General features: G+C 36.4%; 12 protein-coding genes. 8 read left to right on the top strand and 4 right to left on the bottom strand.

The features are described 5' to 3' along the window. The first annotated feature begins 25 nt into the window (after positions 1-25). The 3 genes from ileS (at position 26) to ACU8DI_RS02795 (ending at position 4,574) form a co-directional block, all read left to right on the top strand. Positions 26-3,430: an isoleucine--tRNA ligase gene (ileS, locus tag ACU8DI_RS02805; RefSeq protein ID WP_447111214.1), complete on the top strand. Its 3,405-nt coding sequence runs from the start codon at positions 26-28 to the stop codon at positions 3,428-3,430. A 5-nt stretch (positions 3,431-3,435) separates the two neighbouring features. Continuing rightward, positions 3,436-3,819, top strand: coding sequence for a TraR/DksA family transcriptional regulator (locus tag ACU8DI_RS02800; protein WP_447111213.1), 384 nt, complete (start codon positions 3,436-3,438; stop codon positions 3,817-3,819). Between the two features lie 119 nt (positions 3,820-3,938). Next, positions 3,939-4,574 (top strand): lipoprotein signal peptidase, encoded by a 636-nt coding sequence (locus ACU8DI_RS02795; protein ID WP_447111212.1) that lies wholly within the window; start codon positions 3,939-3,941, stop codon positions 4,572-4,574. 4 nt (positions 4,575-4,578) lie between these two features. Here the strand turns inward: ACU8DI_RS02795 and ACU8DI_RS02790 are convergent, their stop codons facing one another. The 4 genes from ACU8DI_RS02790 to ACU8DI_RS02775 are packed head-to-tail and all read right to left on the bottom strand — an operon-like array spanning position 4,579 to position 7,404. After that, complete coding sequence (locus tag ACU8DI_RS02790) at positions 4,579-5,142, bottom strand: 5-formyltetrahydrofolate cyclo-ligase (RefSeq protein ID WP_447111211.1); 564 nt, start codon at positions 5,140-5,142, stop codon at positions 4,579-4,581. Next, positions 5,129-6,106, bottom strand: coding sequence for a succinylglutamate desuccinylase/aspartoacylase family protein (locus ACU8DI_RS02785; RefSeq protein WP_447111210.1), 978 nt, complete (start codon positions 6,104-6,106; stop codon positions 5,129-5,131). Before ACU8DI_RS02785 ends, ACU8DI_RS02790 begins: the two co-directional genes overlap by 14 nt. Beyond that, positions 6,107-6,982 (bottom strand): 30S ribosomal protein S6--L-glutamate ligase, encoded by an 876-nt coding sequence (gene rimK, locus ACU8DI_RS02780; RefSeq protein ID WP_447111209.1) that lies wholly within the window; start codon positions 6,980-6,982, stop codon positions 6,107-6,109. Then, on the bottom strand, positions 6,979-7,404 hold the full coding sequence (locus tag ACU8DI_RS02775) for an ATP-dependent zinc protease family protein (protein ID WP_447111208.1): 426 nt from the start codon (positions 7,402-7,404) through the stop codon (positions 6,979-6,981). The genes rimK and ACU8DI_RS02775 overlap by 4 nt, the downstream gene beginning before the upstream one ends. 119 nt (positions 7,405-7,523) lie before the next feature. Between ACU8DI_RS02775 and uvrC the strand changes: the two genes are divergently transcribed. From uvrC to hppD, 5 genes are all read left to right on the top strand, one after another. Then, a complete protein-coding gene (uvrC, locus tag ACU8DI_RS02770) occupies positions 7,524-9,317 on the top strand; it encodes an excinuclease ABC subunit UvrC (RefSeq protein ID WP_447111207.1) in 1,794 nt (597 codons plus the stop codon). Continuing rightward, the gene (locus tag ACU8DI_RS02765) at positions 9,314-11,551 is read left to right on the top strand and encodes a patatin-like phospholipase family protein (protein WP_447111206.1); all 2,238 of its coding nucleotides are present in this window, start codon (positions 9,314-9,316) and stop codon (positions 11,549-11,551) included. The genes uvrC and ACU8DI_RS02765 overlap by 4 nt, the downstream gene beginning before the upstream one ends. A gap of 180 nt (positions 11,552-11,731) precedes the next feature. After that, positions 11,732-12,892: a homogentisate 1,2-dioxygenase gene (locus tag ACU8DI_RS02760; RefSeq protein WP_447111205.1), complete on the top strand. Its 1,161-nt coding sequence runs from the start codon at positions 11,732-11,734 to the stop codon at positions 12,890-12,892. Positions 12,893-12,897: 5 nt separating this feature from the next. Beyond that, on the top strand, positions 12,898-13,392 hold the full coding sequence (locus tag ACU8DI_RS02755; RefSeq protein WP_447111204.1) for a CCC motif membrane protein: 495 nt from the start codon (positions 12,898-12,900) through the stop codon (positions 13,390-13,392). Between the two features lie 57 nt (positions 13,393-13,449). Next, the gene (gene hppD / locus ACU8DI_RS02750; protein WP_447111203.1) at positions 13,450-14,610 is read left to right on the top strand and encodes a 4-hydroxyphenylpyruvate dioxygenase; all 1,161 of its coding nucleotides are present in this window, start codon (positions 13,450-13,452) and stop codon (positions 14,608-14,610) included. Positions 14,611-14,645 lie beyond the last annotated feature (35 nt).

The raw sequence follows: 14,645 nt of genomic DNA, 5'->3' as shown, positions 1-14,645 counted from the left end.
GCGACTCGAAATGAAATAGGATACCATGAGTACTAAATTTCCTGAATATAAAGGACTTGACTTACCAAATGTTGCAGAAGACATTCTGAACTATTGGGAAGCGAATAATATCTTTAAAAAAAGTATTTCCACGAGAGAAGGCAATGCACCTTATGTGTTTTTTGAAGGACCGCCTTCGGCAAACGGTTTGCCTGGAGTACACCATGTTTTAGCACGAGCAATTAAAGATATTTTCCCACGCTATAAGACGATGAAAGGGTTTCAAGTGAAACGAAAAGCGGGATGGGATACTCACGGATTGCCGATTGAACTTGGGGTTGAAAAGGAATTAGGCATCACTAAAGAGGATATTGGAAAAACCATTTCTGTTGAAGATTATAATGCAGCATGTCGTAAAGCCGTGATGCGCTACACGGATGTCTGGAATGACCTCACTCAAAAAATGGGGTATTGGGTGAATATGGATGACCCTTACATTACCTACGATCCAAAGTATATGGAAAGCGTGTGGTGGCTACTCAAACAAATTTACAATAAGAATTTACTTTATAAAGGTTATACAATCCAACCTTATTCACCCAAAGCTGGAACTGGATTGAGTTCGCATGAATTGAATCAACCTGGAACTTATCAAGATGTAACAGATACAACAGTCGTTGCTCAGTTTAAAGCCAAAGCTGAAACACTACCTGAATTCTTACAGGATGAAGGTGATGTGTATTTTTTGGCTTGGACAACCACACCTTGGACACTGCCTAGTAACACAGCCCTAACAGTTGGACCTAAGATTGATTATGTGTTGGTAGAGACTTACAATCAATATACGTTTCAACCTATGAATGTGGTGCTCGCTAAAAAATTGGTCAATTACCAATTTTCAGGTAAATATCATTTGGTTGAGGAGAAGTCGGCGTTATTAGACTATAAGTCAGGAGATAAAAAAATACCATATCATGTCGTTAAGGAATTTAAAGGTGCAGATTTAGTCGGTATTTCTTATGAACAATTATTACCTTATGTCTTGCCTCATGATAATCCAGAAAACGCTTTCAGAATTATTTCAGGTGATTTTGTAACCACGGAAGACGGTACAGGAATTGTCCATACAGCACCAACATTTGGAGCCGATGATGCCTTAGTAGCAAAACAAGCGACGCCTGAGATTCCTCCGATGTTAGTTAAAGACGATCATGACAATTTAGTGCCATTGGTGGATCTGCAAGGACGATTCAGACCTGAAGTTGGTGAGTTTGCCGGAAAGTATGTGAAGAATGAATATTATGCCGAAGGTGAAGCGCCAGAGCGATCGGTAGATGTAGAAATTGCCATTAAATTAAAAGAAGAAAATAAAGCCTTCAAGGTTGAAAAATACAAGCACAGTTATCCTAATTGTTGGAGAACCGATAAACCGATTCTTTATTATCCGTTAGATTCTTGGTTCATCAAAGTAACCGATGTAAAAGAACGTATGGTGGCCTTAAATAATACCATCAATTGGAAACCTGAATCTACGGGTACTGGTCGTTTTGGAAATTGGCTGGCCAATGCCAATGATTGGAACTTATCACGCTCGCGCTATTGGGGAATTCCATTACCTATTTGGAGAACTGAAGATGGTAAAGAAGCAATCTGTATTGGCTCTGTGGAAGAATTAAAATCTGAAATGGCTAAGGCTGTTAAAGCAGGCGTCTTACAAAAAGACATCTTTGAGGACTTTGAAGTTGGTAATTATTCAGATGATAACTATGCGACCATCGATTTACATAAAAATATTGTAGATGAGATCATTCTTGTTTCTGAAAGTGGACAACCTATGAAACGTGAAAGTGATTTAATAGATGTTTGGTTCGACTCTGGTTCGATGCCATACGCACAATGGCATTATCCATTTGAAAATAAAGAACTCATCGATGATGGTTTGTCTTATCCAGCCGATTTTATTGCTGAAGGTGTCGATCAAACGAGAGGTTGGTTCTATACTTTACATGCTATTGGAACCATGGTATTTGATTCAGTAGCTTATAAAAATGTGGTGTCTAATGGACTCGTATTGGATAAGAATGGCCAAAAGATGTCGAAGCGTTTAGGGAATGCGGTTGATCCTTTTGAAACCTTGAGTACTTATGGTGCTGATGCCACGAGATGGTATATGATCATGAATGCGAATCCTTGGGACAATTTAAAGTTTGATTCTGAAGGTATTGAAGAGGTGAAAAGAAAGTTTTTCGGAACACTTTATAACACGTATTCATTCTTTACACTGTATACAAATTTAGACCAATTTACCTACAAGGAATCAGATATACCGTTAGCAGACCGACCAGAAATTGATCGCTGGATTTTATCTGAGTTACATACCTTGATACAAAAGGTGGATGATTTTTATGCCGAGTATGAACCTACGAAAGCAGCGAGAGCCATCTCTGATTTTACTCAAGATTATTTGAGTAACTGGTATGTGCGTTTGAGTAGAAGACGTTTTTGGAAAGGCGATTATCAAAGTGATAAAATTTCGGCTTATCAAACGCTGTATACATGTATGGTGACCATTGCCAAATTAGGAGCTCCTATTGCACCATTTTTTATGGATCGATTGTATATGGATTTGAACAATGTGACCAAAAAAGAAGCATTCGAAAGTGTTCATTTGGCAGAATTTCCAAAATTTGATGAAGCATTCATTGATAAAACTTTGGAGCGCAAAATGGAAAGTGCACAGACAATTTCTTCATTGGTTTTGTCGTTAAGGGCTAAAGAAAAGATTAAAGTACGCCAACCCTTGCAAAAAATAATGATTCCAATAGATTCACAAAAGCAACGGGAGGAAATTTTAGCAGTTTCAGAATTAATTAAATCGGAAGTTAATGTCAAGGATGTTGAGGTGATGGATGATGCTTCAGACATCTTAGTGAAACAAATCAAACCTAATTTTAAAGTGTTGGGACCACGATTTGGACAAGATATGAAAGCTGTCGCTCAAGCCATTAATACTTTTACGGCTCAAGACATTAAAAAAATTGAACAAAATGGTAGTTTAGAGGTTGAAATTAATGGAAAAAGCATTACTTTAGAACAATCGGATGTTGAGATTACCTCTAAAGATATTGAAGGCTGGCTCGTCGCTAGTTCTGGAGCCTTAACGGTCGCTTTGGATGTGACTTTAACAGACGATTTGAAGAGAGAAGGTATTGCGAGGGAGCTCGTGAACAGGATACAAAATTTACGAAAGGATTCTGGTTTTGAGCTTACTGATAGGATTGCAGTACAATTTAGAACAGATAAACAAATTATTAACGCGATAAACAAAAATTTGGAGTACATAAAAACAGAAACTCTAACCGATAAGTTGGAGATTTTGGATGACTTAAATAATGGTATAGAAATTGCTTTTGATGATGTAAATACCAAATTGTTTATTAAAAAATTATAGAAATTATGGCAGGAGATAGCACCGTGAGATATTCAGATAAGGACCTCAATGAATTTAGAGCACTTATTCAAGAAAAGATTGATAAAGCACAGCACGATTTAGAACTCATTAAAAGTGCCTACATGAACGATCATAATAATGGTACAGATGATACATCACCTACATTTAAGGCTTTTGATGAAGGCAGTGCCGTTATGAGTAAAGAGTCCAATTCACAATTGGCTATTCGTCAAGAAAAATTTATTCGAGATCTCAAGAATGCCTTAATAAGAATTGAAAATAAGACGTATGGTATTTGCCGTGTCACTGGAAAGCTAATCAATAAAAAACGTTTGGAGTTAGTGCCACATGCTACGTTGAGTATTGAAGCCAAAAACATGCAAAAATAACAAGGTTTAGCCTTGAAGAAACGTCTCAGAAGAGGCGTTTTTTTATGACTATCATTTTGAATTCTTCAAATTCCATTTGGAATAATTATACGTATTTTTGCCTTAACTAATGACTAAGAATGACTTTAAAAAAAGCGACGATTTTAATCTTGCTGATCTTATTGATTGATCAAATTAGTAAGTTTTATATCAAAACCCATTTTGCACTTAATGAAAAATTGGAAGTGCTGAGCTGGTTCCAAATTGCATTTGTTGAAAACGAAGGGATGGCTTGGGGTACTAAACTTAGCGATTTTTTTCCGAGTATATCGGATAGAACAGCTAAAGTTGCTTTAACCATTTTTAGAATTCTTGCAGTGTCCGGAATTGGGTATTGGTTATACCGTTCAGTAAAAAACCATGGAAGTAAAACACTCATATTCGCTATCTCATTGATATTTGCTGGAGCCTTAGGGAATATTATTGACTCGGTGTTTTATGGTGTTATTTTTGATTCGAGTAAAGGGCAAGTGGCTTCATTTTTGCCTGAGCAAGGCTACGACACCTTGTTTCATGGAAAGGTTGTAGATATGTTGCATTTTCCTATATGGAGTGGTCATTTGCCAAATTGGATGCCTTTTATTGGTGGACATTCATTTAGTTTTTTCGACCCTGTTTTCAATATCGCAGACATGGCGATCAGTATCGGAATTGGGATTTTAATTTTTTTCAATAAACGTGCTTTTCAAGCACAATCAGAACGCCAAAATTCCTGAGACTTTAAAAAATATAGATCCTTTCTGGCGTGACGCAATAGTCTAGTTTAACATCACCTTCGAAAACATCTTGAATACCGTCTTCAGAAGCAAAAAATGAGAGACCTATCTTAATGGTTTCCGAACGGCATTTATCCAAGAATTTATCGTAAAATCCCTTGCCGTAACCCACTCTATGTCCTGATTTATCAAAGGCTAGTAAAGGGATAAACACAATGTCAATCTGATCTGTACTGATAGGAATCCCATCAGTGGGTTCTGGAATTTGCCATTCGTTAATTGTTATTTTGGTGCTGTCAGTTAAAAGATAATGTGTCATTTCTAGGGTTGTAAAATCACTCTTTGATATGACTATATGCTTATCTTTTCCCGATAAAATATTTAGAATATAGTCGGTATTAACTTCATTGTGCGTTTTTATGGATAAAAAAATATGGTAAAATGAGGCGGACCAAATAGGTAATGTTAAGAGTTGGTTAGCAATCTGTATGCTCAGATCCTCAACTTGAGCTTCTGTAAGCTGTTTACGAAGCATTTTATACGTCTTGCGCAATTCAGCTTTCGTCATCTTTTAATTTCTTTGAAATATGAAAAATGGCATCGCCTTGATATATGATAGGCGATTCATTAATATTGAATATATAACCGTCATTGGGTGCTTTTACGAAGTGATTAAAACTCCCGTAAGGATCAGTAATGTTTCCAATCACATCGCCTTTGCTAACTTTAGAATTTATGGTGACTGTAGACTTAAACATCCCTGAGTAGTTAGCACGTATCCATTTACTATCTGAAATATAGATACATGGTTTTTTGGGTTTAGAAACCTTAAACTTACTATTAAGCATGCCTAAATGGTGAAGTACACGTTTGACACCATTAACACCTGTATTTGTAATAGTTGCATCAATATTGAAAGATTTACCACCTTCAAAGAGCAGAATAGGAATCCCTAATTTATAGCAGGTGTTTCTAAAAGATTTATTGAGATTTTTAGAATAAAGAACAAAGGGAGCACCAAAAATTTTGGCCAATTCTTTAAGATTCTTTTCGCCTTTAACAATGCGTATTTGTGCAGCATTAAAGCGATCTGCTCCTCCAGTATGAAAATCCATCACAAAATCTGCATGTGGTAAGATTTCAGTAACCAATTTAAAAGCGACACGGCTCGCTAAGGAACCACCTTTTATTCCTGGAAAAACACGATTTAAGTCCCTGCCATCTGGAAATTCACGATCCATATGAATAAAGCCAAAAACATTAATAACAGGCACACAAATAATGGTTCCTTTTTTGGGTTTATTAATGCCTTTAGAAATGATTTGTCGAACAATTTCAACGCCATTCACCTCATCTCCGTGAATACCTGCCGTCATTAAAACGGTAGGGCCTGGTTTTTTTGAACGCTCAATAATAACAGGTACGTCAATGGTATTTTGGGTATGTAATTTTGCAACATTAAAACTTACCGTTGCACTTTTGCCCAAAGCCACTGCTTCTCCTAAAATATTTAAAACGTCCTTATCGCTCATTTAAGTTCTATTTCGTTCAATAAATGTGATGATAGCTCTTGCAATATTTTTACCTGTGGCACCTTCAATACCCTCTAAGCCAGGGGTTGAATTAACTTCAAGAAGTAAAGGGCCTCGTGCGGATTGCAACATATCCACACCGCAAACAGGAAGTTTTAAAGCACGGGATGCTTTCATCGCCAATTTCAATTCGTCAGTATTTAATTTAATAATATTCGCGCTGCCTCCACGATGTAAATTCGATCGAAATTCTCCTTCCTTGCCTTGTCGTTTCATAGCACCAACGACTTGCCCATCAACCACCAAAGCTCTTATGTCGGCTCCTTTTGCTTCCTTGATAAATTCTTGTACAATAACTCTGGCTTGGAGCCCATTAAAGGCTTCTAGAACAGATTCTGCTGCGTTTTTAGTTTCGGCAAGTACAACACCTAAACCTTGTGTACCCTCAAGAAGTTTAATAATGACTGGTGTTCCGCCTACATGCTCAATCACTTCTTCAACATCGCGTGAATAATTCGTAAAAACCGTTTTTGGCATCCCAATTCCAGCTTTACTTAAGCGTTGTAAACTACGTAGTTTGTCTCTAGATCGTTGAATGGCATCAGAAGTGACAATCGTGAACACACCCATCATCTCAAACTGGCGAACAACGGCACAACCATAGAACGTAACAGAAGCACCAATTCTAGGAATAATAGCATCCACATAATCCAGATAGCGATCCTTATAGTATATAGTCGGTTTTTCCTTTTCAATGATGATATCGCATTTTAAGGGATCAATAACTTCAACCAAGTGACCTCTGTTTTGACCTTCTTCAACTAATCGTTGCGTGGAATATAAATGCGGATTTCTAGATAGGATTACTATATTCATTTCTTTTGGCTGTTAAAAGAGACGTTTTCCAAGTTGACATCCACTAAGAATTTTTTACTTATGAATTGTCGACCGATTAATACAGGAAACTTCATGTCGTCTCTAGTGCTTAAAGTTAAGTTAATCTTATAGCTTTTTCCAAAGAATATGGCTTCAGATTTAATTTTGTAGCGGTTTTCTTTAAATCCGTTACTGCTTTTTACATCCGTAAGCGTGTAGTTATCAAACACAACCTGCTCACTCTTAAAGTTTGGATGCCCTTTAGATTCAAAGGAACAAATGAGCTGATGGTCTTTTTCTACAATTTTGGAGCAATGTATGGCAGACGTGTACGCACCAGTATCGATCTTAACGTCTACTTCATTTAAATGGAGTAATGGGAAGTCAATTTTATCAACTCTCCCAATAATTTTTTTGGTCATTTATGTGTTTTAAAAAGTGGCGCAAGGTAATCAATAAGTCGATTTAAAAAACAAAATTTTTCTCGAATTTTTAGCCCAAAAAAAAGACGTTTTAAATAGTAAATACTAACTTTGAGACAATGGAAAAACCTACGCTGGACATACAAATAAAAACATTGCCCCATCAACCAGGTGTCTATCAGTATTTTGATGTAGATGACAATTTGATTTATGTAGGAAAAGCCAAAGACATCAAAAAGAGAGTCAGTTCTTACTTTACCAAAACCCATGATAACGGAAAAACACGCGTACTTGTAAAAAAAATAGCTCATATCAAGCACATTGTCGTTGCGACAGAGACCGATGCGCTTTTGCTTGAAAATAATTTGATTAAAAAGTACAGACCGCGTTACAATGTTCTTTTAAAAGACGACAAATCGTATCCTTGGATTTGTATTAAAAATGAACGTTTTCCACGAGTGTTTTCAACAAGACGTGTGTTCAAAGATGGTTCGGAATATTTTGGTCCTTACACCAGCATGAAAACCGTACATACCTTACTCGATTTAATAAAAGGATTGTACCCCTTGCGAACGTGTCGTTTTAATCTTTCCGAAGAAAAAATTGAAGCAGGAAGTTATAAAGTATGTCTTGAATACCATTTAGGAAATTGTAAAGGACCTTGTGAAGGATTACAAACTGAAGCATCATATAACAAGGATATTCGTGCCATTCGTGAAATAATTAAAGGAAATTTTAAGGACTCGCTTTCGAAGTTTAGAAATCAAATGAAAACGCTTGCGAATGATATGCAATTTGAAGAGGCTCAGCGTATCAAAGAAAAAATTGAAGTCTTAGAGAATTACCAGGCTAAATCCACTATCGTAAATCCAAAGATTAGTAATGTCGATGTGTTTACAATTATGAGCGATGAGAGTTTTGCATATATTAACTTCTTACAGTTGTCTTATGGAAGCATTATCCGATCACATACCTTAGAAATCAAGAAAAAACTAGATGAAACGGATAAGGAATTATTGGAATTATCTATTACTGAAATAAGACAGCGATTCCATTCCAAGTCTAAAGAGATTTACGTCCCATTTAAGGTAGACTTAGGTGAGGATATTAAGGTAACGGTTCCGAAAGTTGGGGATAAAAAACACATTTTGGATTTATCATTAAGGAATGCAAAATACTATCGCATGGAGCGTTTCAAACAAGTAAAGATTATAGATCCAGATCGTCATGCCAATCGCATTATGGCACAAATGAAAGCAGATTTACGATTGTCTGAAGAACCACGACATATTGAATGTTTTGATAACTCTAATATCCAAGGAACTCATCCTGTGGCTGCCTGCGTTGTCTTTAAAGATGGCAAACCAAGTAAAAAAGATTATAGACATTTCAACATTAAAACAGTTGAAGGACCAGATGATTTTGCTTCGATGGAAGAAGTGGTGTATCGTCGCTATAAACGATTGTTAGATGAAAATCAGCCATTGCCACAACTCATTATTATAGATGGAGGGAAAGGCCAGTTATCTTCAGCATTAAAGAGTCTGGATGCACTTGGACTTCGACAGTCGATTGCGATTATCGGAATTGCTAAGCGTTTGGAAGAATTATTTTACCCAGATGATCCAATTCCACTATATTTAGACAAGAAAAGTGAAACACTGAAGGTGATTCAACAATTGAGAAATGAGGCGCATCGCTTTGGGATTGAACATCACCGAAATAGACGTAGTAAAAGTGCGCTTGCCACAGAATTAGAAACCATACCTGGCATAGGGGAACAAACAGTTGTGACCCTAATGAAGAAATTTAAGTCGGTTAAAAGAATTTCAGAAGCAAAAAAAGAAGATTTGGAAGCCGTAGTTGGGGCATCAAGAGCTCAAAAAATCATAGATTATTATCATAAAAAGTGAGAATTAGTTTTGTTATCATATTATGTTTTTGTTGGTCGTTGACGCTCGGTGCGCAAAACAATCAATTACCGTCCAAACCAAAAGTTGGTTTGGTACTCAGTGGTGGTGGAGCTAAAGGCTTTGCCCATATTGGTGTACTAAAGGTTATTGATAGTTTAGGCATTAAGATAGATCACATCGCAGGAACGAGTATGGGAGCCATTGTAGGATCACTTTATGCCTCTGGATATTCAGGAAAACAATTGGATTCTATTTTTAAAAGTTTAGATTTTGATAATGTCATTAGTGATAATTTACCACGTTCTGCAAAAACGTTTTACGAACGTGATAATACCGAAAAGTATGCCGTTTCCTTACCCTTTAACAAATTCAAATTAAAGTTACCTTCAGCGTTATCTCGAGGACAAAATGTCTTTAATTTATTGACTAAATTGACACTTCATGTAAGTGATGTCGAAGATTTTGATAATTTACCCATCCCATTTTTTTGTGTAGCAACCAATGTTGAAACAGGTGAAGCTATTATTTTGGATTCTGGAAATTTGCCATTGTGCATTACAGCGAGTGGTGCTTTTCCATCCTTATTTCGGCCAGTAAATATTGATGGACGTTTGCTGATTGATGGCGGCGTCGTGAACAATTATCCCATTGATGAACTCAAAGCCAAAGGCATGGACATTATCATTGGTGTGGATGTTCAGGATGGTTTAGCATCAAGGGATGAGATGACCTCTGCGCCAGATGTCTTATTGCAAATCAACAATTTCAGAACAATTAATGATATGAAATTGAAGTCAAAGAAAACGGATATATATATCAAGCCTGATATCAAAGATTTTTCCGTCGTGTCATTCAGTGAAGGCAATAAAATTATTGAGAACGGTAAAATTGCCGCTTTAGAAAAATGGCAAGAACTATCTCAATTACCCAAAATAAGGGACGTAAAAGACCATCCTACTATAGATTTAAGAAGTCGCGATAGTATCAGGATCAATGGTGTAGCGCTAAATGGAAATAAACGATATACCAGATCGTATGTGTTAGGTAAATTAAAATTAAAAGGAGATGAAACGGTGAGTTATCAAGATTTCGATAGAGGTGTCAATAATTTAATAGCGACCAATAACTTTGATGCCTTTCATTATGATTTTAGAACCTCTAAGGACAAAGACGGTTATGATTTGGCATTGCGATTAGAAGAAAACAAGGTGACCACAATTTTGAAACTAGGGATACATTATGATGATCTTTATAAAAGTGCAGCGCTAGTGAATCTTACAAAAAAGAGATTACTCTTTAATAATGACTTAGCGTCATTAGATGTCATTTTGGGAGACAATGTGAGGTATAATTTTGAATACCTTATCGATAAGGGTTTTTATTGGAGCATAGGTTTGAGATCGCGCTACAATCAATTTGAAAAAAACGTGAACGCTGAATTATTCTTGGACGAAACTCAAATTGCTAATACAGGCATTAATAAAATTGAAGCCAAATTACGAGATCAAACGAATCAGTTTTATTTGCAAACCCTGTTTAGAAAGGATTTTGCCTTGAGTATAGGTGCTGAGCACAAGCGATTGAATATTAAATCAGAGACTATAACCATTAACAGTCAGACTGACGAATTTCTTTTTGAAAATACAGATTATTTTAGTGCTTTTGGTACCTTGAAATTAGACACCTATGATGATAAATATTACCCGTCTAAAGGGCTCTACTTTAGTGGCGATTTTCATTCATATCTTTTGGCCTCACGATTTAATAAGGAATTTGAGGAATTTTCTATTGCAAAGGCTGAAATGGGCTATGCTTTCTGCTTATCAGAGAGATTGAGTGTTAATTTACAAACGAGTGGTGGATTCAAAGTAGGTGATAATGCGACGCGGACTTTAGATTTTGCTTTAGGTGGTTATGGCAATAACTTGATTAATAATTTCATTCCATTTTTGGGCTATGATTTTATTTCACTCACTGGGAATAGTTATGTCAAAGCCTATGTTGGTCTAGACTATGAGGTTTTTAATAAAAATCACATCACGATGGAAGCCAATTGGGCGAATGTCGATGATGGGATTTTTGAAACAGGCGAATGGCTCACATTGCCAGATTACAGAGGTTATGCCTTAGGATATGGGATTGATACCTTTTTAGGGCCTGTACAGGCTAAATACAGTTATTCTCCAGAACAACGAGAAAGTGTCTGGTACTTTAATATTGGATTTTGGTTTTAAAACTGATCAATTTTAGCGATATTTGGGTCATGTTTCGTCTTCACTTCAAAGATTTACTTAGGCATCTCAATTTTCTTATCAAGAGAAATCCTGAATAAGTAAGCATTTTTTGTATCTTTAAAACACGTTTCATTTATACATTTTACGGTATAAACCATTCAACTTTTAAATTAAATAAAAATGCCTTTTTATCATAAATTAGGAAAAATTCCACCAAAACGACATACACAGTTCCGTAAGGAAGATGGTAGTCTCTATGCTGAACAATTATTTGGCACTATTGGCTTTGATGGCATGTCTACTAACAGTTATCATGAACAGCGACCAACGCAAGTTAAAGCGATAAAAAAACAGTATAGTGTTGCGCCCAAAATAGCTAAGAAAAATCATATCCAGTCTTATAGGTTTAGAGGATTTCAGGTTACACCTGAAAATGACTATCTAGAGAGTAGAAAAGCGGTCTTAACTAATAGTGATTGTACTATAATTTTGGCAGCACCTAAACAATCTACTAAAGATTACTTTTATAAGAATTCCGATGCTGATGAGCTTATCTTCATTCATAAAGGGTCGGGTAAGCTTAGAACCCATTTAGGAAATCTCGATTTTAAGTACGGAGACTATTTAGTGGTTCCAAGAGGAATTATTTATAAAATAGATTTCGATACTGAAGATAATCGCCTTTTTATAGTAGAATCACGCCGACCAATTTACACACCAAAACGTTATAGAAATTGGTTTGGCCAGCTTTTAGAACATGCCCCTTTTTGTGAACGGGATTTAAGACAACCTCAAGAATTGGAAACATACAATGAATCTGGTGAGTTTTTGATGAAGGTTAAAAAACAGGATGATCTATTCGAAATGATCTATGCCTCGCATCCATTTGATGTTGTAGGATATGACGGCTACAATTATCCGTATGCGTTTTCCATACATGATTTTGAACCTATAACAGGTAGAATCCATCAACCACCACCAGTACATCAAACTTTTGAGACGGATGCCTTTGTGGTTTGTAGTTTTGTACCAAGATTATATGATTATCACCCAGACAGCATTCCTGCACCTTATAACCACAGTAATATTGACAGTGATGAGGTCTTGTATTATGTGGATGGGGATTTTATGAGTAGGAATGATATTGATGCCGGACATATTAGCTTGCATCCAGCTGGGATTCCACACGGGCCGCATCCAGGTGCAACAGAACGTAGTATTGGTAAAGTAAAAACAGATGAATTAGCAGTCATGGTTGACACGTTCAAACCATTGCAAATTACTGAAGAAGCCTTGAAAATCGCTGATGAAGACTATTTTAAATCTTGGTTAGAACATTAAGCCACATGAATTATAACAAGTTACCAGCAGATCCATCGGCATTAATTTTAGGTATAGCAGCACTCGTCATTTCGTTTGCAGGATGTTGTTGTGGTATTTTTGCAATCATACCATTGGCCATGAGTATTATAGGTTTGGTTCTTGCAAACAAAAGTTTACGAGAATATACCTTGAACCCTGTAGCATATGACCCTCAAAGTAGGAGTAATGTCAATACCGCAAAAATCATCAATATTATTGCGCTTATCGTGAGTGGTATCGTCACATTGCTTTATACCGCATATTTTGCCATCTATGGAATAGCTATTTCAGAAGTTTTTATGGAGGCTTACGAGGCAGAAAAAAATGGCGAGGCCTATAAATATGAATGGGAAGAAGATGACTGGGATAATGATACGCTGCAAGATGAAGCATCAGATGTGTATATCATAGAATCGGATTCTATCAATCTAAATCCCTCAGAGGAGATAGAGCCTTTAGATAGTTTAAACTTAAATTAAAATAAATTTATAATGATCCTGTTAGCAATGGTTAACAGGCTTGAAAATAATAAGATTATGGCAAAAGAAATATCAAATGTCAATTACGGATTAGAAAAAATATTTGAAGACGCACAAGACTTTTTACCCTTGTTAGGAACCGATTATGTAGAATTTTATGTCGGTAATGCTAAACAAGCGGCACATTTTTACAAAACAGCATTTGGGTTTCAATCCTATGCCTATAGAGGTTTAGAGACAGGAAGCAAGGATACAGTATCCTATGTTCTAAAACAAGACAAAATCCGTTTGGTACTCACAACACCTTTAACCAGTGAGTCTCCAATAAACAATCATATCGTGAAACATGGCGATGGTGTTAAAGTTGTTGCGCTATGGGTTGATGACGCTAGAAAATCTTACGAAGAAACAACCAAACGAGGCGCGAAGTCCTACATGGAGCCAAAGGTAGAAACCGATGAGTTTGGAGAAGTTGTAAGGGCTGGAATTTATACCTATGGTGAGACAGTTCATATGTTCGTGGAACGTAAGAACTACAAGGGCACTTTTATGCCAGGGTTTAAAAAATGGGAATCAGATTACAACCCAACACCTGTTGGACTCAAATACATTGATCATATGGTTGGTAATGTTGGTTGGGGTGAAATGAATACTTGGGTAAAATGGTATGAGGATGTGATGGGATTTGTTAATTTCCTCTCCTTTGATGACAAACAAATACATACCGAGTATTCGGCTTTGATGAGTAAAGTGATGAGTAATGGAAATGGACGCATCAAATTTCCAATAAATGAACCTGCGGAAGGAAAAAAACGCTCGCAAATTGAAGAGTATTTAGACTTTTATGAAGGTCCAGGTGTACAACATATTGCCGTTGCCACAGATGACATCATAAAAACAGTTTCTGATTTACGTTCAAGAGGTGTTGAGTTTTTGTCTACACCACCTGAAGCCTATTATAAAGCGGTACCAGGTAGACTTGAAGAATTCAGTCATGAACTCAGAGAAGATATAGAAACGCTGAAAGGTTTAGGTATTATGATAGATGCCGATGAAGAGGGTTACTTGCTACAAATTTTTACAAAACCAGTAGAGGACAGACCTACACTATTTTTTGAAATCATACAAAGAATGGGAGCTCGCGGATTTGGAGCTGGAAACTTTAAAGCTTTATTTGAATCTATAGAACGAGAACAAGCCAAACGAGGCACCTTATAAAGGTATTCAAATTTAAAAGGCTTCATCTCATCAGG

It is taken from the genome of Psychroserpens sp. BH13MA-6 (genome assembly GCF_052983595.1).
This window is presented reverse-complemented; position numbering and strand designations above follow the sequence as displayed.